This is a genomic window from Nonomuraea sp. NPDC004702, assembly GCF_053601695.1.
The window spans coordinates 1-20,506 of the sequence record NZ_JBSGCE010000010.1 but is presented as its reverse complement, the minus strand read 5'-3'; the positions used below and the strand labels follow the sequence as shown (position 1 = coordinate 20,506).

Annotated in this window: 19 protein-coding genes and 1 pseudogene; 12 read left to right on the top strand and 8 right to left on the bottom strand. The window is 72.5% G+C overall.

Annotated features, from left to right (window positions below; genetic code table 11):
- Positions 1-7 precede the first annotated feature (7 nt).
- Positions 8-1,117, top strand: a complete 1,110-nt coding sequence (dusB, locus tag ACWEJ6_RS15195) for a tRNA dihydrouridine synthase DusB (RefSeq protein WP_352325166.1) — start codon at positions 8-10, stop codon at positions 1,115-1,117.
- Between the two features lie 76 nt (positions 1,118-1,193).
- On the opposite strand, the gene ACWEJ6_RS15190 is transcribed toward dusB, so the two are convergent.
- Positions 1,194-1,973, bottom strand: a complete 780-nt coding sequence (locus ACWEJ6_RS15190) for a phytanoyl-CoA dioxygenase family protein (protein ID WP_452424100.1) — start codon at positions 1,971-1,973, stop codon at positions 1,194-1,196.
- Between the two features lie 41 nt (positions 1,974-2,014).
- On the opposite strand from ACWEJ6_RS15190, the gene ACWEJ6_RS15185 reads away from it, so the two are divergent.
- Entirely contained in the window at positions 2,015-2,974 is a 960-nt protein-coding gene (locus ACWEJ6_RS15185) for a helix-turn-helix domain-containing protein (RefSeq protein WP_452424098.1), read from the top strand.
- A 166-nt stretch (positions 2,975-3,140) separates the two neighbouring features.
- On the opposite strand, the gene ACWEJ6_RS15180 is transcribed toward ACWEJ6_RS15185, so the two are convergent.
- Positions 3,141-3,644 carry a DUF2087 domain-containing protein gene (locus ACWEJ6_RS15180; protein ID WP_352361199.1) on the bottom strand — a complete coding sequence of 168 codons (504 nt, stop codon included), beginning with the start codon at positions 3,642-3,644 and terminating at the stop codon, positions 3,141-3,143.
- An 8-nt stretch (positions 3,645-3,652) separates the two neighbouring features.
- On the opposite strand from ACWEJ6_RS15180, the gene ACWEJ6_RS15175 reads away from it, so the two are divergent.
- On the top strand, positions 3,653-4,216 hold the full coding sequence (locus ACWEJ6_RS15175) for a hypothetical protein (protein WP_387664857.1): 564 nt from the start codon (positions 3,653-3,655) through the stop codon (positions 4,214-4,216).
- A 131-nt stretch (positions 4,217-4,347) separates the two neighbouring features.
- On the opposite strand, the gene ACWEJ6_RS15170 is transcribed toward ACWEJ6_RS15175, so the two are convergent.
- Genes ACWEJ6_RS15170 through ACWEJ6_RS15160 form a run of 3 tightly spaced genes read right to left on the bottom strand, consistent with a single transcriptional unit; the run spans position 4,348 to position 8,703 of the window.
- Positions 4,348-6,846 (bottom strand): DEAD/DEAH box helicase, encoded by a 2,499-nt coding sequence (locus ACWEJ6_RS15170; protein ID WP_452424095.1) that lies wholly within the window; start codon positions 6,844-6,846, stop codon positions 4,348-4,350.
- A 45-nt stretch (positions 6,847-6,891) separates the two neighbouring features.
- Complete coding sequence (locus tag ACWEJ6_RS15165; RefSeq protein ID WP_452424093.1) at positions 6,892-7,413, bottom strand: N-acetyltransferase family protein; 522 nt, start codon at positions 7,411-7,413, stop codon at positions 6,892-6,894.
- 36 nt (positions 7,414-7,449) lie between these two features.
- A complete protein-coding gene (locus ACWEJ6_RS15160) occupies positions 7,450-8,703 on the bottom strand; it encodes an acyltransferase family protein (RefSeq protein WP_452424091.1) in 1,254 nt (417 codons plus the stop codon).
- A gap of 186 nt (positions 8,704-8,889) precedes the next feature.
- Here ACWEJ6_RS15160 and ACWEJ6_RS15155 point away from each other — a divergent pair, with 186 nt between their 5' ends.
- Positions 8,890-10,137, top strand: a complete 1,248-nt coding sequence (locus ACWEJ6_RS15155) for a sensor histidine kinase (protein ID WP_452424089.1) — start codon at positions 8,890-8,892, stop codon at positions 10,135-10,137.
- Positions 10,128-10,775, top strand: a complete 648-nt coding sequence (locus tag ACWEJ6_RS15150; RefSeq protein ID WP_358285518.1) for a response regulator transcription factor — start codon at positions 10,128-10,130, stop codon at positions 10,773-10,775. Before ACWEJ6_RS15155 ends, ACWEJ6_RS15150 begins: the two co-directional genes overlap by 10 nt.
- A gap of 143 nt (positions 10,776-10,918) precedes the next feature.
- Here ACWEJ6_RS15150 and mihF read toward each other — a convergent pair whose 3' ends face one another.
- The 3 genes from mihF to ACWEJ6_RS15135 form a co-directional block, all read right to left on the bottom strand.
- Positions 10,919-11,224 carry an integration host factor, actinobacterial type gene (gene mihF, locus ACWEJ6_RS15145; protein WP_043641121.1) on the bottom strand — a complete coding sequence of 102 codons (306 nt, stop codon included), beginning with the start codon at positions 11,222-11,224 and terminating at the stop codon, positions 10,919-10,921.
- A gap of 101 nt (positions 11,225-11,325) precedes the next feature.
- Complete coding sequence (locus tag ACWEJ6_RS15140; protein ID WP_387664870.1) at positions 11,326-11,730, bottom strand: GlcG/HbpS family heme-binding protein; 405 nt, start codon at positions 11,728-11,730, stop codon at positions 11,326-11,328.
- A gap of 108 nt (positions 11,731-11,838) precedes the next feature.
- Complete coding sequence (locus ACWEJ6_RS15135) at positions 11,839-13,074, bottom strand: ROK family protein (RefSeq protein WP_452424086.1); 1,236 nt, start codon at positions 13,072-13,074, stop codon at positions 11,839-11,841.
- 23 nt (positions 13,075-13,097) lie between these two features.
- On the opposite strand from ACWEJ6_RS15135, the gene ACWEJ6_RS15130 reads away from it, so the two are divergent.
- The 7 genes and pseudogenes from ACWEJ6_RS15130 to ACWEJ6_RS15100 form a co-directional block, all read left to right on the top strand.
- Positions 13,098-14,324: an MFS transporter gene (locus ACWEJ6_RS15130; RefSeq protein WP_452424084.1), complete on the top strand. Its 1,227-nt coding sequence runs from the start codon at positions 13,098-13,100 to the stop codon at positions 14,322-14,324.
- A gap of 293 nt (positions 14,325-14,617) precedes the next feature.
- Positions 14,618-15,649 (top strand): LacI family DNA-binding transcriptional regulator, encoded by a 1,032-nt coding sequence (locus ACWEJ6_RS15125; protein WP_352361218.1) that lies wholly within the window; start codon positions 14,618-14,620, stop codon positions 15,647-15,649.
- Positions 15,646-16,560: a carbohydrate ABC transporter permease gene (locus ACWEJ6_RS15120; RefSeq protein WP_357964307.1), complete on the top strand. Its 915-nt coding sequence runs from the start codon at positions 15,646-15,648 to the stop codon at positions 16,558-16,560. The genes ACWEJ6_RS15125 and ACWEJ6_RS15120 overlap by 4 nt, the downstream gene beginning before the upstream one ends.
- Complete coding sequence (locus ACWEJ6_RS15115) at positions 16,557-17,375, top strand: carbohydrate ABC transporter permease (protein WP_357706637.1); 819 nt, start codon at positions 16,557-16,559, stop codon at positions 17,373-17,375. The genes ACWEJ6_RS15120 and ACWEJ6_RS15115 overlap by 4 nt, the downstream gene beginning before the upstream one ends.
- A 12-nt stretch (positions 17,376-17,387) precedes the next feature.
- On the top strand, positions 17,388-18,698 hold the full coding sequence (locus ACWEJ6_RS15110) for an ABC transporter substrate-binding protein (protein WP_352361224.1): 1,311 nt from the start codon (positions 17,388-17,390) through the stop codon (positions 18,696-18,698).
- Entirely contained in the window at positions 18,695-19,660 is a 966-nt protein-coding gene (locus ACWEJ6_RS15105; protein ID WP_358285530.1) for an ADP-ribosylglycohydrolase family protein, read from the top strand. The genes ACWEJ6_RS15110 and ACWEJ6_RS15105 overlap by 4 nt, the downstream gene beginning before the upstream one ends.
- A gap of 6 nt (positions 19,661-19,666) precedes the next feature.
- Positions 19,667-20,359, top strand: a pseudogene (locus tag ACWEJ6_RS15100) (ADP-ribosylglycohydrolase family protein); the annotation flags it as partial.
- Between the last annotated feature and the right edge of the window lie 147 nt (positions 20,360-20,506).

Sequence of the window (20,506 nt, the reverse complement as noted above, 5' to 3'; positions counted from 1 at the left end):
TGACGGAGTGAAGATTGGGCCGATTGGGGCATGGCCGCCCGTGGTGCTGGCGCCCATGGCGGGCATCACGAACGCGCCGTTCCGGGTGTTGTGCCGGGAACAGGGCGCCGGGCTGTTCGTGTGCGAGATGATCACGACGCGGGCGCTGGTCGAGCGCAATCCCAAGACGCTCAGGATGATCAGGTTCGCCGAGTCGGAGCGGCCGAGGAGCCTGCAGCTCTACGGCGTCGACCCCGACATCGTCGGGCGGGCGGTCCGGATGATCGCCGAGGAGGACCTCGCCGACCACGTCGATCTCAACTTCGGCTGCCCGGTGCCCAAGGTGACCAGGCGCGGGGGCGGGTCGGCGCTGCCGTACAAGAGGAACCTGCTGCGGCGGATCCTGCGGGCGGCGGTGGCGAACGCCGGGGCGCTGCCGGTGACGATGAAGATGCGCAAGGGCATCGACGACGACCACCTGACCTACCTCGACGCCGGCCGCATCGCGGCCGAGGAGGGCGTCGCGGCGATCGCCCTGCACGCCCGCACGGCGAAGCAGCACTACGGCGGCGTGGCCGACTGGGCGGCGATCGCGCGCCTGAAGGAGGCCGTGCCCGAGATCCCGGTGCTGGGCAACGGCGACATCTGGTCGGCCGACGACGCGTTGCGCATGGTGGCGCGCACCGGCTGCGACGGCGTCGTGGTGGGGCGCGGCTGCCTCGGGCGTCCGTGGCTGTTCAAGGACCTGGAGAACGCGTTCAACGGCAGCCCCGAGCGGGTCAGGCCGACGCTCGGCGAGGTGGCCGGGACGATGGAACGCCACGCGGCCGGCCTCACCGAGTGCTTCGACACCGAGCGGTACGCGATCGCGGACTTCCGCAAGCACGTCGGGTGGTACCTCAAGGGGTTCGAGGTCGGGAGCGCGCTGCGGCGGGAGCTGGCCACGGCCGAGTCGCTCGACGGGCTCCGTGAGGGGCTGGCCAAGCTCGACCACGACCAGCCGTGGCCGCCGAACACCGACACGCCCCGGGGCAAGTCGGGCGAGCGTCAGAAGGTGCAACTGCCTGACGGGTGGCTCGACGACCCGTGGGACTGCGTGGTCCCGGACGAGGCGGAGTCGGACATTTCCGGCGGCTGACGGCGGGGGCGGAGTGGGCGTCCGGCCGGCCGTCGGACATATCCGGCGGCTGACGGACCGGTTCCTGGTGGGGCGGTCAGTGGGGGCCGGTGGCCTCGGTGCCGCAGGGGCCGCCGCCGGCCGACGGCTCCAGCAGCACGCGCTCGCCGTCCATCGTCAGCGTCTCGTACCAGGACGAGATGCGCTCGGTCGAGCGGCCGGTGTAGTGGCAGATGAAGCTGCGCCTGAACCGGTCGGCCGTGCTGTTCGGCTCCGACCCGTGCACCAGGCTGCCGTTGAAGAAGAGCACGTCGCCGGGCTGCATGTCCACGGGCACCCGCTCCAGGCCCGGCGGCGGCGGGACGTACTCGCGGGTGAAGGAGAGGTCCTGGTCGGCCTCCTCCGGGCAGAACAGGTCCATCAGGTGGGTGCCGGGGACCACTTCCAGGCCGCCGTTGGCGCGGTCGACGCGGTCCAGCGCCACCCAGGCGGCCACGCACGTGCCCGGCTCGACGCGCAGGTAGAAGTTGTCCTGGTGCAGCGCCTGCCCGCGGGCGCCCGGCGGCTTGAAGTAGAACATGCTCTGGGCTGCTATCGGCTCCTCGCCCAGCAGCTCGCGCAGGATCGCGGCGAAGCGGGCGTCGAGCAGGTAGCGCAGGGCGACGTCGTTCACCTGGTGGGGGTGCATGATCCGGGGGTAGTCGCGCAGGGCGTCGTAGGGCGCGCCCGGCTCCTGGGGGACGGGCGAGAAATGCCCGGGTATCGGGCCGGCGGCGTGCAGAGCCATGAACTCATCGCGCAGCTCGGCCACCTCCTCGGGAGCCAGCAGCGCGGGGACGAGCACGTACCCCCGGTCGTGGAAGTCGTTCAGCCTCATGCCCTTCACCGTAGGGACCCGGCGCGTGGGACGGTATGACCGTGACCGCTGAGAACCTGTCTGTTCCTGCTGCCGAGCTGATGATCGTCGGCCACTACGACAAGCCGGCCGGATACGGCACCCGCCGCCCCCACGGTTCGCCGAGCTGGCTGCTGCTGTGGACCCAGGCGGGGGAGGGGCGGGTCGAGCAGGCGGGGGCGGCGTTCACCGTGCGGGAGGGGGATCTGGCGGTGCTCGGGCCGGGCTCGGCGCAGCGTTACCGGGTCGCGCCCGGGGCGGGGAGATGGCGGTTCTGGTGGGTGCACTTCCAGCCGCGCCCGTCCTGGACGGCCTGGCTGGCGCCGTACGCGCTGGCCACCGGCTGTCACCTGGTCGAGGGTGTGCCCGTCGGGGTGCGCGACCGCGTCGACCGGGCCTTCGACCGCGCGTTCCAGGACGCCCGCTGGATCCCCGGCCACACCACCCCCGCCGGGCTGCCGCCCGCCGTGCCCGCCGGGCCGCCGCCCGCCGTGCCTGCCGGGCTGCCGTCCGCCGCGCCCGCCGGGTCGCCGTCGCCCGCGCCTGCGGTCGTCATGGCCAGTCCCGCCCGGGAGCTGGTGCTGGGGGCGGTGGAGGAGGTGCTGGTGCTGGCCACGGCCTCGGCGGGGGCCGTTCCCGCGCCGGGGGCCGAGGACGGGGACGAGCGGGTGCGCCGGGTGCTCGACCTCATCGCCGCCGAGCCCGGGGCCCAGCACTCGGTCGCCTCGCTGGCCCGCGCGGTGGCGCTGTCGCCGTCGAGGTTCGCGCACCTGTTCGCGGCCGAGACCGGCCAGACCCCGATGGGCGCCGTGCGCCGGGCGCGGGTGCGGCACGCCGCGAGCCTGCTGGAGGTGACCGACCTGGACGTCGGTCAGGTGGCCGCCGCCTCGGGGTTCGTCAGCCCGTTCCACTTCAGCCGCGCCTTCAGGCGCGAGTACGGCCTGCCGCCCCGCGACTACCGCGCCCGCCTGCGCCGCCCCTGACCCCCGTCAGCCCCGGCCCGGCTCAGACCTCGACCGGCTCAGACCTCGACCGGCTCAGACCTCGACCGGCTCACACCTCGACCGGCTCAGACCTCGACCGGCTCAGACCTCGCCCGGCTCACACCTCGACCGGCTCAGACCTCGACCGGCTCAGACCTCGACCGGCTCACACCTCGACCGGGCCGCCGCTGCGCCAGTAGACGTTGCCCTCCCTGGACAGCAGCCCCTCGTCCACCAGGTAGCGGCGCAGCGCCGCGAAGTCGTCGTGGAAGGCCCGCAGGGCCACGTTGACGTCGGCCTCGGGGTAGCGCACGCCCGGCTCGAACACCCGCGAGACGTAACGCAGCACGATCAGCCGCTTGTCGCGGCGCATGCCCATGGTGGTCAGCCGGCCGTCGACCAGGAACGTGCGCAGCACCCGCTCCTCGGCGCTCAGCTCGGCGGGCGGCTCGGCCCGCTCCCGCAGCAGCTCGCGGAAGCGCTCCGGCCGGGCCCGCCACTTGCCGTCGTCGTCGCGTTCGGCCAGGCCGCCGCTGGCCAGGCGGTCGAGCGCCTTGGGGGGCAGGTCGCCGGTGTCACCGAGCACCAGGGACGCGAGTGCGCGCAGGGTGTCGTCCTGGCAGAGCAACCCGAGCACGCGTCTGAGGTCTTCGTCGCTCACCCCTACCATTTTGTCCCATGATCGCAGCACTGTTCGTCGCCGTCGGCCTGGCCATCCCGGGCAACTTCCTGCTGTACGAGAAGGACGCCGCCAAGAAGGACCCCAACCCCGAGCACAGCTGGACGGTGTCGGGCAGGAAGAACGCCCAGCTCGTCGTGAACCCGTGCCAGAAGGCCGGGCTGGGCCAGGCCGGGCGCACGGCGGCCAGGACGATCGTCTACACGTCGGTGCCCGACTACTCCAAGTCCGAGCAGGTGATCCTCTACTCCTCGCCGGAGGCGGCCGGCAAGGCGGTCGGCGACCTCAGGGCGGCCGTACGGGCCTGCGGCACCGCGGCGTACCGGTACGGCGCATCCAAGATCGCGCTCGGCGACGAGGGCCTGCTGGTCACCGGCCAGGCCTACGACCACGGCAAGCCGGCCGTCGGCGGCGAGCGGGCCGTCGTGACCCGCCGCGCCAACGCCCTGATCGTCTACACGGCCGGCGGCGAGTGGGGCAAGCCCGCCAAGGCCGACTTCAGCCGGCAGCGGAAGGACGCGGGCACGATGCTCGCCAAGATCTGCAAGCTGGCGGAGTGCTGAATGTCTCGATCTTGAGACATCGCCATGACCGGACGCCTAACTTCGCCGTCCGACAATGAAGCGACAAGCCGGTGCCGGAACGCCCTTGCCAGTCCGTTCCGGCACACGGCTTGTTCTCCTTCCGCGGCCGCTCAGAGCCGGTTGAGGCCGAGCACGTGCAGCACGGCCCGGCCCTCCTCGTCGGAGGAGGTCAGGTCGACCTGGGCGTCGATGCCCCAGTCGCCGTCGCCGGCCGGGTCCTTGATCGTCTGGCGCACCCGCCACAGGCCGCTCTCCTCCTCGATCCGCAGCAGCGCGGGCCCGCGCGCGTCGGCGTCGGTGAAGATCTCCTCGTGGTCGGCGTAGTACGCGTCGAGCGCCGCGCCCCAGTCGACGTCGGGGGCCAGCTCCTCCAGCTCGTCCTCCTTCTCGATGGCGCACAGCTCGACCAGCCGGAACATGGCGTTGCGCACCAGCACCCGGAAGGCCCGCGGGTTGGCCGTGACCGGCCGCACCTTGGTCTCCAGCTGCGCCTGGCGCTCCAGCGCCTCCTCGGGGTTGGTCAGCTTCTCCCACTCGTCGATCAGCGACGAGTCGACCTGCCGGACCAGCTCGCCCAGCCACTCGATGAGATCGACCAGGTCCTCGGTCTTCAGGTGCTCGGGGACCGTGCGCGACAGCGTGCGGTAGGCGTCGGCCAGGTAGCGCAGCACCGTGCCCTCGGAGCGGGCCAGCTCGTAGAACTGGATGTACTCGCCGAACGTCATCGCGCGCTCGAACATGTCGCGCACCACCGACTTCGGGCTGACCGTGTAGTCGCCGACCCACGGGTGGCCGCGCCGGTAGGTCTCGTACGCCCCGAGCAGCAGGTCGTCGAGCGGCATCGGGTACATGACCTCGGCGAGCGCCTCCATGCGCTCCTCGTACTCCATGCCGTCGGCCTTCATCTGGGCGACCGCCTCGCCGCGCGCCTTCTTCAGCTGCGCCGACAGGATCTGGCGGGGGTCGTCGAGGATGGACTCGACGATCGAGACCATGTCCAGCGCGTACGAGGGCGACTCGCGGTCGAGCAGGTCGAAGGCGGCCAGCGCGAACGTGGACAGCGCCTGGTTGAGCGCGAAGTCCTCCTGCAGCTCGATCGTCAGCCGGGCCCGCCGGCCCTGCTCGTCGGGCTCGGCGAACTGCTCGACGATGCCGCCGGCCAGCAGCGACCGGTAGATGGCGATGGCCTGGCTGATGTGCCGCCGCTGCCACTTGCGGTCTTCGTGGTTGTCGGTGAGCAGGTGTCTCATCGCCTGGAAGCAGTCGCCCGGCCGGTTGATCACGGCCAGCAGCATCGCGTTGCTCACCTTGAAGCGGGAGTTGAGCGGCTCGGGCTCGGCCTGCTGCAACTTCTCGAACGTCTCCTCGCTCCAGCCGACGAACCCCTCCGGCGGCTTCTTGCGGGCGTAGCCGCGCCGCCGCTTGGGGTCGTCGCCGATCTTGGCCAGCGCCTTGGCGTTCTCGATGTCGTGCTCGGGGGCCTGGCAGGCGACGTAGCCGATGGTGTCGAAGCCCGCGCGCCCGGCCCGCCCGGCGATCTGGTGGAACTCGCGGGCGCGCAGCCGGCGGACCTTGTTGCCGTCGTACTTGGACAGGGCGGTGAACAGCACCGTGCGGATGGGCACGTTGACGCCGACGCCGAGCGTGTCGGTGCCGCAGATGACCTTCAGCAGCCCCGCCTGGGCCAGCCGCTCCACCAGCCGCCGGTATTTGGGCAGCATGCCGGCGTGGTGGACGCCGATGCCGTGCTTGACCAGCCGCGACAGCGCCCGGCCGAACCGGGTGGTGAACCGGAAGCCGCCGATCAACGCGGCGATGGCCTCCTTCTCGGCCTTGGTCGCCATGTTGATCGACATGAGCGCCTGGGCCCGCTCCATGGCCGCGGCCTGCGTGAAGTGCACGACGTAGACGGGGGCCTGCCCGGTGGTGAGCATCTCCTCCAGCGTCTCGTGCAGCGGCGTCATCCGGTAGGAGTACACCAGCGGCACCGGCCGCTCGGCGTGCTTGACCACCGCCGTGGGCCGCCCCGTGCGCCTGGTCAGGTCGCGCTCGAACATCGACACGTCGCCGAGCGTGGCCGACATCAGCACGAACTGCACATTGGGCAGCTCCAGCAGCGGCACCTGCCAGGCCCACCCGCGGTCGGGCTCGGCGTAGAAGTGGAACTCGTCCATCACGACCTGGCCGATGTCGGCCGCCGCGCCGTCGCGCAGGGCCACGTTGGCCAGGATCTCGGCCGTGCAGCAGATGATGGGCGCGCCCGGGTTGACGCTGGCGTCGCCGGTCATCATGCCGACGTTGGCGGTGCCGAAGACGGCGCACAGGTCGAAGAACTTCTCCGACACCAGCGCCTTGATCGGCGCGGTGTAGAACGTGCGCACGTCACGGGTCAGCGCGGCGAAGTGGGCCCCGGCGGCGACCAGCGACTTGCCCGAGCCGGTCGGCGTGGCGAGGATCAGGTTGCTGCCGGAGACGACCTCGATGAGGGCCTCCTCCTGAGCGGGATAGAGCGTGAGCCCCCGTTCGGCGTTCCAGGCGACGAACGCGTCGAATATGACGTCGGGGTCGGCGTCGATGTCTTCCGGCAGGCGGTCAACGAGAAGGCTCACGTATCTATCCTGCCGAAGTTTGCCGGGTGGTCGAACCCGCGGCCCCTACCGGAGGTCGAGTTGCATCAGCACGGTGTCGATCCAGCGGCCGTGCTTGAACCCCACGTTGCTCAGCCGTCCCGCCTCCTGGAACCCGAAGGCGGCGTGCAGCCGCAGCGAGGCGGGGTCGCCGCCGTCGGCGATCACCGCGATCAGCGAGCGGGCGTCGGTCGCCGACGCCCGCCGGATCAGCTCGCTCAGCAGCAGGCGGCCGAGCCCGCGGCCGGTGGCGCCGGGTGCCAGGTAGATCGAGACCTCCAGGCTGTGCCGGTAGGCGGGCTTGGGCCGGTACTGACTGAGGTAGGCGTAGCCGATGACCGCGCCGTCTTCCCCGCTGCCGTCCCCGCCGTCGTCCTCGGCGATCAGGAACGGCAGGCCCGCCGCCGTGAGCGCCGCCGCCTTGGCCCGCCACTCGCCGGCCCCCGGCGGCGTCTCGTCGAACGTGGCCACGCCGCCGGTCACGTAGTGGGCGTAGATGGCGGTCACGGCGGGCACGTCGGCCTCGGTCAGGTCGCGGATCGTCGTCATGCCGCCCGATTGTGGCCGGTACGCGTTTCGCCGGTGTTACACGCGGGCCTTCGGCGCGGTCAGCAGCAGGCCGCCGAGCACCGCGAGCACCGCCAGGAACGGGCCGCCGCCCGGCACGAAGCCGCCCACGGTCAGCGTCAGGATCCCGGCCCCGACCAGCCCCGCCGCCCCCAGCATGACCCCGCGGCCGGCGGTCCCGTACGGCAGCGACGGCGGCGTCTCGAACCTCGCGAACGCCCGCACCAGCCCCCACATGACCAGGCACAACATCCCGAACCACACCGGCCAGCCGGCGAACCAGAACAGGCTGCCCGGCTCCGGCGTCTCCACGCCCAGCAGGACCACGACCACGCCGGTCACGGCGAACAGCGCGGGCATGTGCCACAGGTAGACCGTCATGATCCGCGGGCCGGCCCAGTCCAGGACGCGGCGCAGGGGCAGCCGGACCAGCCAGGGGCGCAGCAGCACGGCCAGGCCGATCTGGCCGATGCCGACGGCCATGATGGCCAGCGTGGGCGGGGCCATGTTGGACACCTCGGCGCCGGGCAGGCCGATCATGCTGCCGGGGTAGGGGCCGAACCCGACCAGCAGCGCCGCCACGCCGAACCCGCCGGCCGCCAGCAACGCGGGCAGCCGCACCCGGCCCTCGGCGTAGAAGAAGCCGATCTGGTGGACGGCCAGCCACACGAAGACGATGTTCACGTAACCGGCCGCCTCCAGGCCGGTCGAGAAACGCACGACGTCCGTCAGCACCGCCCCGGCCGCCAGCGCGACGGGGACCAGCACGCCGAACCTGCGGTGCAGGCGCAGCGCGTACGGCGTGACCGTGACCGCGATCAGGTACACGGCCAGGAACCACAGCAGCTGCCCGGTCAGCTTGGCGCCCACCGCCAGCGGCTGCTCCGGCACCCCCAGCGTGAGCAGCACGTGGGGCAGCGGGATCCACACCGCCGCCAGCGGCAGCAGCGGCCAGGCCAGCCTGCGCAACCGCCCGGCCAGCCACTCCTGGTCGCTCTTGGCCGACCGGCCGCGGCTGATCGCGTTGGCCGCGCCGCCGGCGAAGAACACCAGCGGCATGACCTGGCTGAGCCACGTCACCACCCACACCCCCGGCGTGGACAGCGCGTTGCCCGTGGTCAGCCGGCCGCCCTCGTAGGACAGGACGGGGATCGTCCAGTGCTGGAGCACGATGAGCGCCATGCCGAACACGCGCAGCAGGTCGATGAACGGGTCCCTGGCCGTCGCGCGCGGCGCCCGTACCGGGGCGGGACGATCGAGCAGGACGGTCATGGGGGAGCCTCGTTTCGAGCGGGGAGCGGATGACTCAAGGCTTCCGTCCCGGACGCCTGAGCACACTGCCGCGGGCCGCCGTCTTCAGGTCAAGATCACACCACCATGGGGGGTAGGGCCAGCCCTACCCCCGGACGCCTGCGTACCTGCTCGTACCGCTGCGCCGGGGGACTTAGCCTTCATGGCATGCGCTCCCTGATGAGGCGTGTCCTTCTCGACACCCGCTACACGCTGGTCGGTTTCCCGACGGCCGTCATCGGCTTCGTGACGATGGTCGCCGGTTTCGCCGCGGGCGTCGGCACCGCGATCGTGTGGATCGGCGTGCCGCTGCTGGCCGGCACGCTCCTGGTCGCGAGGGGCTTCGCCGACGCCGAGCGCGGCTGGCTCTCCGACGTGCTCAAGCGCCCGCCGGTGCGGCCGCGTTACCGTCCGGCGCCCGAGGGGGCGGGCCGCTTCCGCCGCATCGTCAACCCGCTGACCAACGGCCAGTCGTGGCTCGACCTGCTGCACGGCATCCTGAACTTCCCGTTCGCCATCCTGGCGTTCGTGCTGACCGTGGTGTTCTGGGCGATCCCCGTCCTCGGGCTGACCTATCCGCTCTACGGCCTGGTCACCTCACGCATCCCCGGCAACTCGGAGCTGCCCGAGCTGCTCGGGCTGGGCTCCGGCTACGTGGTGAACACGATCTTCTACGTCTCGCTCGGCCTGGTCTTCACGTTCGTCATGCCGTTCATGGTGCGCGGGGCCGCGCTGGTCAGGGCCGGGCTCGGCCGCGCGCTGCTGACCGGCGTCGCCGAGTTGCAGGAGCGCATCGACGACCTGGCCGAGGGCCGGGCGGCGGCCGTGTCGGCCGAGGCCAACGCGCTGCGCAAGCTGGAGCGCGACATCCACGACGGCCCGCAGCAGCGCCTGGTCTCCCTGGCCATGGAGCTGTCCAGGGCGCAGCGGCAGCTCGCCAAGGACCCCGAGGCCGCCTCGGCCACGATCAGCTCGGCGATCAGCGCCACCCGCGAGACGCTCGACGAGCTGCGGGCCCTCTCGCGCGGCATCGCGCCGCCCATCCTGTCCGACCGCGGCCTCGCGCCCGCGCTGGCCGCCCTCGCCGGGCGCTGCACGGTGCCGGTCGACCTCGACGTGCAGATCGTGGGCCGCTTCCAGGCGGCGACCGAGAACGCGATCTACTTCGTCTGCGCGGAAACCCTGACCAACGTGGCCAAACACAGCCGCGCGACCATCTGCACGGTTCAGCTGCTCCGCATCGGTGACGTCCTCATGCTCACGATCGGGGATGATGGTGTGGGCGGCGCACACGTCGCCAAGGGACACGGCCTGGCCGGTCTGGCCGACCGGCTCCGGGCCGTCGACGGGGAGCTCACCGTCAGGTCGCCGGACGGCGGGCCGACGGTGATCGTGGCGGAGGTGCCGTGCGCGTAGTCGTGGCCGATGACGCGGTTCTGATCAGGGAGGGCCTGGTCAGGCTGCTGGAGGAGTTCGGCTGCGAGGTGGTCGCCACCGTGGGGGACGGCGACGCCCTCGTGGAGGCGATCGTCGAGCACAGACCCGACGTGTCGGTGGTCGACGTGCGCATGCCGCCGTCGTTCACCGACGAGGGGCTGCGGGCGGCGGTCGAGGCCCGGCGCCGGGTGTCCGGCGCCCCGGTGCTCATCCTGTCGCAGTACGTCGAGGTCTCCTACGCCGACGACCTGCTCGCCGACGCCCGTGGCGCGGTGGGCTACCTGCTGAAGGACCGGGTCGTCGACGTCGACGAGTTCCTGGAGGGCCTGCGGCGGGTGGCGGCGGGAGGCACCGTGTTCGATCCGCAGGTGGTGTCCCAGTTGATGGTCCGCAGACGCAAGGACGACCCGCTGGCGCAGCTCACGCCGCGCGAGCGCGAGGTGCTCGGGCTGATGGCCGAGGGCAAGTCCAACCCGGCCATCGGACGGCAGCTCGTCATCAGCGACGGCGCCGTGGAGAAGCACATCAGGAGCATCTTCAACAAGCTGGGCCTCTACGCCGACGACAGCGACCAGCATCGCCGCGTGCTCGCCGTGCTGGCCTACCTGAGGTCCTGACCTCAGCCTGACGTCGACCGCCTGAGGTTGACCCCTCGGCCGGGCCCGCCGTGGAGCGTGCGCCGCTCTCCGGCCCCTCCTGGCCCTACGAGGGGTCGCCGGCCGGTCCGCGCGACGTGGCGCGCGGACCCGGCCGCCCGGTCCTAGCCGAGCGCGTCGACCAGCTTCTTGCGCTGCTGGGCGCCGAGGCCGCCGAGACGGCGCTTCTCGTCGACGCCGGCCTCCTCCATCAGCGCGGTGGCCTTGGCCGGGCCGACGCCCTTGACGGCGCGCAGGGCCTGGGACACCTTGATCTTCTTGGCGATGTCGTCGTCGCGCTCCAGGAGCTGGGCGAAGGTCAGCTCGCCCGCCTTGACCTTGGCGAGCAGGGCCGTGCGGGCCGCGCGGGCCTCGGCCGCCTTCGCCAGAGCCGCCTGACGCTGCTCGGGGGTGAGAGTGGGAAGTGCCATCTCGTTCTCTCCTCGGGGAGTTGGGTTCGGGAAACTGTTTCCCGTGGTGCAGTGGCTAATCATGGCGGATACCAGCGGTTCGTGTTGCGGAAAGCGCCCGCTCAACGCGTCCGCCACACCAGGGCGGCCGCTTCGGCGCACGCCACGTCCTGGCTGATCGTGCCGCCGCTGACCCCCACGCCGCCGGCCACCCGCTCCCCTTCGCCGTTGTCCGCCCAGAGGGGGATGCCACCCCCGAAACAGACGAATCTGTCACCAGTCAGACCGAAGAGCTCGCCGCCCGGCGCCACCAGCGCAGCGAGGTCCGCGGTGGCCGCGCGAAGGGCCACCGACGTGTACGCCTTGCCCGGCGCGAGCACCGGCCCGGCGATCTCCGCACCCGCCATACGCTGGAAAGACACCAGATGTCCGCCCGCGTCCACGACCGCCACCGAGACCAGCGCGCCCTCCCGGACGGCCTGCTTCAGAGCGGCCTCGGTCATGCGGAGCGCGAGTTCGAGATCCACGCGTTCACACCCCCGTCGATGATCATGAGCGCGCCGGGCTCTTCCATCCGTACAGCGCCGGGGGAGGGGGGCGCAAGATCGCCTGGTCGGGGCTCGTGCCGCCGGAAGTTATTGCAAGATTTTCCTCTTGAGGGTGGAATGCGTCACATTTCGTGATCCGGGCGTGTCGGCGCCCTGGTCGGGGCCCCTTTCGCGCCATCTCTCCAGCCCTTCGGGGGTCAGGAAGGCGTCGAACACCGACTCCATGGCCCCCAGCAGGGCCGCGCGCCAGCCCAGCGCGGCGGCCTCGATCCGGGGCGGACGCTCCCGCCGGATGGCCATCAGCGCGGGCCGGCAGGAGTCCGTCAGGGCCTCGCCCGCGCGCTCCAGCAGCGCGACGCCGTGCCCGGAGAGCGTGACGACTTCGGGGTCGTGCGCGTTGACCAGGGCGGCGATGCCCCGGCCGAGCGCGCGGGCCCCGGCCTCGACCGCCTCCGGGCTGCTCGCCAGCACCTCCTCCGCCTGCGCGCGGCCCCGGCCGCCGCCGTGGGCCAGGCCCACGTGGCGCAGCAGCGCGTTCGCGCCCACCTCCTGGCCCCAGCAGCCGGTCGCGCCGCACGCGCACGGCCGGTCGCCGCCGCCCAGCGGCATGTGGCCGAACTCGGCGCCGGGGCCGCTCGCGCCGTCCAGCGGCCGGCCGTCCACGACGAGGACGCCGCCGAGGTCGAAGTCCACGTGCAGGTGCAGGCCCACCCGCACGCCGCGCAGCCGTCCGCGCCGGGCCTCGGCCAGGGCGGCCAGGCCCGTGTCGTTGCCCACCAGGACCGGGTCCGGGCCGGCCGGCCGCCACGCGAGGCCCAGCAGGCGGGGCACGTCCACCGACCGCCAGCCCAGGTGGGCGATGTCCACCAGCCCGTCGTGCCGGACCGGGCCGGCGAGGGCCACCCCGAGCCCGACCACCCGCCGCGACAGGTGGTCGGCCACCGCCTGGCCGAGCGAGGCCAGGGCGCCCTCCGGCGTGCCGTCGTGCGGCTGGACCTCCAGCACGCTCACCCGTCCGCCCAGCTCGCACGCCGCCAGCTCCCAGGCGTCCTCGCGCACGTCGGCGGCCAGGGCCAGCGGGCCCAGCGGGTGGGGGCCGGGCACCTGGGTGGGCCGTCCCCTGGTGTGCCCGGCCGCGGGCTCCTCGTGCAGCAGGGCGTCCTCGGCCAGGCCGGCGACCAGCACCGACGCCGTGCCCCTGGCCAGGTTGAGGTCGCGGGTGAGCTGCGACCTGGTACGGGTCGCCGCGCAGTCGTGCACCGCGCGCAGCAGCCGGACCCGGTTGTGCGCGCGAAGTTCGCCGCTCGTCGTAGCACTTTTCACGACTCCCAGCTTATGCTCTAGGCGTGAACAAAAGCCTCATTGATGCCAGACGGGCACGTGTCGGAGTCTTCGGTCTCTTCTCCCTGAGCGGATTCGTGATGGGTCTGTGGGCGGCCGGCCTGCCCTCCTTGAACGACCGCCTCGGCCTCGGCGCCGCCAGGCTGGGCACCGTCCTGTTGCTGATCTCCGGCGGCGCGCTGGTGTCGATGCTGGTGGCCGGGCGGCTGGTGGACAGGTGGTCCAGCCGGCGGGTGTCCTGGATCGGCGGGCCGCTGTCGGCCGTGCTGCTCCTCGGGCCGGCGCTGGCCCCCTCGTACGGGCCGCTGATGGCGCTCGCGCTGGCGTTCGGGATGGGGCTGGGGGTGGTCGAGGTCGCCATCAACGCCCACTCCGTCGAGGTCGAGCGGGTCTACGGCCGGCCCATCATCTCGGCCTTCCACGGCACGTGGAGCCTGGGCGGGGCGGCCGGGGGCGTGCTGACGTCCCTGGCGCTGCGGGCGTCGGTCGACCCGCAGGCGCTGCTGGTGGCGGGGGCGCTCGTCGTCCCGTTCCTGTACCTGCTGGCCTGCCGCCTGCTGCTGCCCGACGCCGCCCGGCAGGCCGGCGAGCAGGCGGACGGCGGCGAGGGCGGCGGCACGCTGAAGTGGGCGCTGATCGCGCTGCTCGGGGTGGCGGCCTTCGCCGGGCACCTGAGCGAGGGCGCGGCCATCGACTGGGCCGCCCTGCACGCCCGCTGGGTGCTGCACACCGACCCGGCCGACGCGCCGCTGGCCTACACGATCTTCTCGGTCGCGATGACGACCGTCCGCCTGCTCGGCGATCCGATCAGGGCCAGGCTGGGCTCGGTGCGCACGATCCAGCTCGCCGGCGGCTTCGCCACCCTGGGGTACGTCCTGGTGCTCCTGGCCCCGGCGCTCGGCGGGCCGCTGCGCGTGGTGTGCGCGTGGACCGGCTGGGCGCTGGCGGGCGTGGGGCTGGCCACGGTCGTGCCGGTGCTGTTCAGCGCGGTCGGCGCGGCGGGCGGACCGGTGGGGCGCGCGCTGGCCATGGTGACGGCCTTCGGCTACAGCGGGCTGCTGCTCGGCCCGGCTGTCCTCGGGTACGTGGCCGAGGCCACGGAGTCGCTGCCCGTCGCCCTGATCATCCCGGCCGTCCTGGCCGCCGTCGTCGCGCTCAGCGGCGCCCCCGGGATCCGCCTGCTCACCCGGCAGTCGCCGCCCGCCCCCGTCCCCGCCGAACGCCCCGCGTAGCGGCCGAACGCCCCGCGCGGCCCGGGGCGTCCCGCGTGGCCCGGGGCGTCCCGCGCGGCCCCGGACGTTCCGCGTGGCCGCTCGGGCGTTCCCCGCGGCCCTGGGTCGCTTCTGACGCGCCCGCTTCCCCGAACCTGGGGGAGCGGGCGCTCTTCTTTCGCCCATATGCCCGCTGACCTGGCGTTATGGGATCGTGACTTGACCCGGAAGTGAGGGCCCGGTTTCATGTGCGAAACACGGTAAACGTTTACAGACACTTTCCCGTAAACGTTTACCTTCTTGGAAGGACAGCCTTGGCCGACGGACCCACGATCACCACGATCGCCGAGCGCGCCGGTGTCTCGATCGCCTCCGTCTCGCGGGTCCTCAACGGCCTGCCGACCAGGCAGGAGACCGTGCGCAAGGTGATGGCCGCCGCCGACGAGCTGGGCTACGTGCGCAACGCCGTGGCCAGGTCGCTCAAGTCCCGGCGCACCCACCAGGTCGCCTTCGCCATGGCCGACGTCGGCAACCCCGCCTACCTGGCGATGCTGCGCCAGATTCAGCCGGTGCTCAAGGCGGCCGGCTACCGGCTCGTCCTGCACTCGACCGACGCCGTCGTGGCCGACGAGATCGACGTGCTGCACAGCCTGGGCGAGCGGTACGTGGACGGGCTGATCATGAGCCCGCTCCGGGTCACCGACGCCCACCTGCAGATGCTGGCCGCGGCCAGGGCGCCCGTCGTGATCATCGGCACGGTGCCGGAGGGCACGCCGGTGGACAACGTGCGGGCCGACTCGCGCACCGGCGTCAAGCTCGCAGTCGACCACCTGCACGCGCTCGGACGCCGGCGCATCGCGCTGGTCAACGGCCCGCCCGACACCTGGCCCGGCGCCTCGCGCGGCGCGGCCTACCGCGAGGCGCTGGAGCAGCTCGGCCTGCCCTACGACGACGACCTGGTCCAGATCGGCGACTTCTACCGCGCGCAAGGGGGCCGCGCGGTGGCCGAGCTGCTGGACCGGGCGCCCGACGTCGACGCGCTGATGTGCGCCAACGACCTGATCGCGCTCGGCGCGCTCGACGTGCTGCGCGCCGCCGGCCGCCGGGTGCCCGAGGACGTGGCGGTGGTCGGCATGGACGACACCGACCTGGCCGCCGCGTCCTGGCCGTCGCTGTCGAGCGTCTCGCTCGGCTCGGCCGAACGCGGCAAGGCCGCGGCGGAGCTGCTGCTCGACCGCCTGAACGGCGACGACGCCGCGCCGCGCGTGATCACCGTTCCGCCGCGCCTGGTGGTGCGGGCCTCGACGGCGGGCGAGACCTACGGACATGAGGGAGGCAGGACGTGACCGCGACCGTGACGACGGCGGCACCGCCCCGGCGCCCGCCTTCCCGGCGGCGTCCCAAGTCGCGCGGGAACCGCGAGATGTGGCTGCTCATGCTGCCCGCGCTGGTGCCCGTCGCGCTGTTCAGCGTCGGCCCGCTGCTGTACGGCATCGGCCTGGCCTTCACCGACGCCCGCAACACGCGCGTCCACGAGACCAGCTTCGTCGGCCTGGAGAACTTCGGCCGGCTGCTCACCGACGACGACTTCTGGGCCTCCTTCCGGATCGGCGCGATCTGGTCGGTCTCGGTGACCGTGCTGCAGTTCCTGGCCGCGCTCGGCCTGGCGGTGCTGCTCAACCAGAACCTGCGCTTCAGGACCCTGGCCCGGGTGCTCGCGGTGGTGCCGTGGGCGATGCCGCCGGTGGTCATCGGCCTGATGTGGAAGCTCGTCTACCACCCCGACGCGGGCATCCTGAACAGCCTGCTCGGCACGCACGTCAACTGGCTGGCCGACTTCTCGCTCGCGCTGCCCGCGATCATCGTGGTGGGCGTCTGGACCGGCATGCCGCAGACCACCGTGGTCCTGCTCGCCGGGCTCCAGGGCATCCCGAAGGAGCTCTACGAGGCCGGCGAGGTCGACGGCGCAGGCCGCTGGCGGCGGTTCTGGAGCATCACGCTCCCGCAGCTGCGGCCGGTGATCGTGTCTATCACCTCGCTCGACTTCGTGTGGAACATCAACCAGTTCGGCCTGGTCTACGTGCTCACCCAGGGCGGGCCCGGCGGCCAGACCCGGCTGCCGATGTTGTTCGCCTACGAGGAGGCGTTCCGCTACCGGATGGCCGGATACGCCTCGATGCTCGGCCTGGCCATGGCGATCGTCGTGCTCACGGTGCTCGGCCTGTACCTGTGGCGCCAGATGAGGGAGACCCGATGAGACGCGCCCCGCAGTACGTCGCGCTGGTCGCGTACATCGTCTTCCTGGCGTTCCCGCTGTTCTGGCTGCTGTCCACGGCGCTGAAGACGCCGCAGGAGATGGCGCTGGCCGACCCGACGTGGATCCCGCGCGAGCCGACGCTGTCGAACTTCTCCGACGCCTTCGGCGAGCAGGACCTGATCGGCGCGGCCGGCCGCAGCCTGGTCGTGGCGCTGTTCAGCAGCGTGATCACCGTGCTGATCTCGCTGCCGGCCTCGTACGCCATGGCCCGCTACCGCAGCCTGCTCAACAAGGTCGCGATCGGGTGGGTGCTGGTCAGCCAGGTCTTCCCGTTCATCCTGATCATCATCCCGCTCTTCATGATCCTGCGGGATCTGGAGCTGGTGAACACCCTGCCGGGGCTCGTCGTCGTGCACGTGACGTTCACGCTGCCGTTCGCGCTGTGGATGCTCCAGGGCTACGTGCGGGCCGTGCCGCGCGAGCTGGAGGAGGCCGCGGCCGTCGACGGCGCGACCCGGCTGCGCTCGATCGCCAGTGTGGTGGCGCCGCTGCTCGCGCCCGGCGTGGTGGCCACGCTGCTGTTCTCTTTCATCTCGTCGTGGAACGAGTTCCTGTTCGCGCTCGTGATCCTCCAGGACCCCGACGTGATGACACTCCCGCTCACGCTGGTGCGGTTCACCGGCCCCGAGGGGGTGGCCAGGCTCGGCCCGCTGGCCGCGGCGTCGCTCATGGCGACGATCCCGAGCCTGATCTTCTTCGCAATCATTCAGCGGCGACTGAAGTCCGGCCTGATGGCCGGCGCCGTGAAGGGCTAGTAGGAGGCTCATATGCGAATCAAGTCCGCATTGGCGGCGGCGGCCGTCGTCGCGTTCGCCGCCGCGTGTGGCGGCAGCGGAGGAGGGGGCGGTGGAGAGGCCGCCTCGTCCGGCGAGCCGGTGAAGCTCAACTTCCTCAGCCTGGCCTGGCAGAAGGAGTCCGTCGCGGCCAACAAGCAGATCGTCGACGAGTGGAACAAGGCCAACCCCAAGACCCAGGTCACCTACGTGCAGGGCAGCTGGGACAACGTCAACGACCAGCTCGTCACCCAGTTCGCCGGCGGCACCGCGCCGGACGTGATCCACAACGACTCGCCGGCGCTGGCCGGGTTCGCCTCCGACGGCTACCTGCTCGACCTGACGAGCAAGCTGCCCGCCGACCTCAAGGGCGACATCCCGCAGTCCGCCTGGGACACCGTCACCTTCAACGGCGGCAAGGGCGAGCAGGGCATCTACGGCGTGCCGTTCCTCCAGGAGTCGCAGGTCATCATCGCCAACAAGAAGCTCCTGGACGCCTCCAAGGTGCGCGTCCCCACCGCGGACAACCCGTGGACCTGGGACGAGTTCTCCGAGGCCGCCAAGAAGATGACCAAGGGCGGCACGTTCGGCGTGGCCTGGCCGATGAAGTCGCCGGTCAACAAGACGCTCAACCTGGCGCTCAACTTCGGCGGCACGTTCTTCCAGACCGCCGACGGCAAGACCACGGTCAAGGTCGGACCGGAGGAGCGCGAGGTGCTCCAGCGCATCCACGACCAGCTCTACAAGGACAAGTCCGCCGACCCGGCCGCGCTCGGCCAGGGCACCGCCGACCCGCTGCCCGCCTTCTACAAGGGCAAGTTCGCGCTGCTGCCGGCCGGCGTCTACCTGCGCCAGCAGGTCGCCGAGCAGGCCCCGGACGACTTCGACTGGGTGACCCTGCCCGCGCCGAAGGGCACCAGCGCCCAGCAGGGCGCGGTCTCGCAGACGCTGTCGATCGCCCAGGACAGCAAGCACCCGGACGAGGCCATGAAGTTCATCTCGTTCTTCCTCAACGGCGCCAACCAGGCCAAGCTCGCCAAGGGCGACTGGCTGCTGCCGACCTCGCAGACGGCCGCCGCCGACCCGGCGATGACCACCCAGGACAACGGCTGGGACGTCGCCACCGCCTCCGCCAAGAACCTGGTCGTGGCCCCGTTCCTGAAGGTGAACGGCTTCGACGAGTGGAAGAGCAAGGTCGCCACGCCGGTCCTCCAGGAGTACTTCGCCAATAAGATCACCATCGACGACGCGGCCAAGCGGCTCGTCGAGGACGGCAACCAGGTCTTGGAGCGGTACCAGCAGTGACTCATCGCCTGAGGGCCCGGGGGTGCCTGCTCGGCCTGGCGGCCGGCGACGCCCTCGGCGCCCCCGCCGAGAACCTGTCGCCGTCGGAGATCCGGCGGCGGTGGGGCCGGCTCACCGAGATCGAGGGCGGCGGCACCGACGACACCGAGTACGCCATCTTCGCCGCCTCGCTGCTCGTCCGGCACGGGCACGCCCTGACCGCGGCCGACGTCGCGCGGGCGTACCGACAGGAGATCATCCCGTCGGTGACCGGGCCGATGCGCGGCGCCGGGTTCTCCGAGCTGGGCACGATCGAAGCGCTCCGCCGGGGGCTGGAGCCGCCGCTGACCGGGCGCGTCCACCAGCACGGCTGGTCCGACGGGCTGGCCATGCGGGCGGCGCCGTACGGGATCTTCTGCCCCGGCGACCCGGCCGAGGCGGCCCGCCTGATCGAGCAGGACGGGCTGGTCAGCGGGTCGGGCGAGGGCATACTCGGCGGCCGCGCGGTCGCCGGTGCCGTGGCCGCCGCCATGGCGGGCGGCACGCCCGCCGAGGCCGTGGCCGCCGCGCTGTCGGTGATCCCCGCCGACTCCTGGACGGCCCGCGCGATCGTCAGGGCGCGCGACGTGCTCGCGACGGGCGCGGACGACGACCTGGCCCTGATCGAGGCGCTGCACGAGGCCGTCGTGGTCCGGCACTACCCCTGGACCGACCTCGCGCCCGAGGCCGTCGCGCTGGCGCTGGGCGCCGTCCTGGCGGGCGGCGGCGAGGTGGAGGCCACGGTGACGTTCGGGGTCAGCCTGGGCCGGGACGCCGACACGATCGGCGCCATCGCCGGCGCGGTCGCCGGCGCGATCCAGGGAGAGCAGGGCGTGCCCGGACGATGGGCCGCCCGGATCGGCCCGGTGAGCGGCAAATGCCTGCCCGTCGTGGCCGGAAGACACGTGCTGGACGTCGCCGACGAACTGGCGGAAGGACTGTAGATCATCATGTCGGGGGACAGAATCAGGGGGGCCTTCATCGGGCTCGCCGTGGGCGACGCCGCCGGCTGGCCCGCGGCCAGGCACCGCGCCGCCCTGCACGCGCCCTGGAGCCGGCGCCTGCACCGCGAGCTGGACGCCTTCGCCGAGGAGCACCGGGTCACCACGCTGCCGGTGCCGTTCGCGCTCAACCAGCCGATCGCGCCGCTGGCCGTCGGGCCGTCCGACGACGCCGAATGGCTGGCCTGGACGCTGCTGACGATCGACCGGCCGCGGGCCGCGGCGTTCCGGGAGCTGACCGGCGTCCGGGCGCGCATCTCGGTGGCCACCGCGCTGGACAACCTGGCCAGGGGCGTCGAGCCGCCGGCCTCCGGGCACGACAATCCCCACCACTTCGACGACGCCGCCGCCGTACGGGCGGTCGCGTTCGGGGCCCTGGGCAAGGACCCGACCGAGGACGCCCAGGTGACCAACGCCGGCGACGGCCTGCTCGGGGCCCAGGCCATGGCCGCCGCCGTGGCCGCCGCGGTCGCGTCGGGCTCGGTGGGCCAGGCCGTGGAGGCGGCGCTCGCCGTCCTGCCCGGCGACACCGCCATCGGGCACAACGCCCGGGTGGCGCTGGCCGCGGCGCGGAAGGCGGGTGACCCGTTCGGCGCGGTGCCCGCGCTGGACGCCGCGCTGCTCGACCACGTCTACAGCTACGGCGTGGGCGCCGCCCAGACGGTGCCCGCCGCCTTGGCGCTGGCTGGGCACCACGATCGCCCTCGAACTCGGCGTGGACGTCTCGGGCCTGGACGCCGTACTGATCGCCGGCTGGCCCGGCACCCGCGCCTCCCTCTGGCAGCAGGC

What these genes read in the sequence shown, in the direction of transcription:
- ACWEJ6_RS15115 (WP_357706637.1), top strand. Translation starts at nt 16,557, where the DNA reads ATGAGACGCGCCCCGCAGTACGTCGCGCTGGTCGCGTACATCGTCTTC.
- ACWEJ6_RS15180 (WP_352361199.1), bottom strand. Translation starts at nt 3,644, where the DNA reads ATGGTAGGGGTGAGCGACGAAGACCTCAGACGCGTGCTCGGGTTGCTC.
- ACWEJ6_RS15165 (WP_452424093.1), bottom strand. Translation starts at nt 7,413, where the DNA reads ATGACGACGATCCGCGACCTGACCGAGGCCGACGTGCCCGCCGTGACC.
- ACWEJ6_RS15155 (WP_452424089.1), top strand. Translation starts at nt 8,890, where the DNA reads ATGCGCTCCCTGATGAGGCGTGTCCTTCTCGACACCCGCTACACGCTG.
- ACWEJ6_RS15190 (WP_452424100.1), bottom strand. Translation starts at nt 1,973, where the DNA reads ATGAGGCTGAACGACTTCCACGACCGGGGGTACGTGCTCGTCCCCGCG.
- ACWEJ6_RS15110 (WP_352361224.1), top strand. Translation starts at nt 17,388, where the DNA reads ATGCGAATCAAGTCCGCATTGGCGGCGGCGGCCGTCGTCGCGTTCGCC.
- mihF (WP_043641121.1), bottom strand. Translation starts at nt 11,224, where the DNA reads ATGGCACTTCCCACTCTCACCCCCGAGCAGCGTCAGGCGGCTCTGGCG.
- ACWEJ6_RS15175 (WP_387664857.1), top strand. Translation starts at nt 3,653, where the DNA reads ATGATCGCAGCACTGTTCGTCGCCGTCGGCCTGGCCATCCCGGGCAAC.
- ACWEJ6_RS15160 (WP_452424091.1), bottom strand. Translation starts at nt 8,703, where the DNA reads ATGACCGTCCTGCTCGATCGTCCCGCCCCGGTACGGGCGCCGCGCGCG.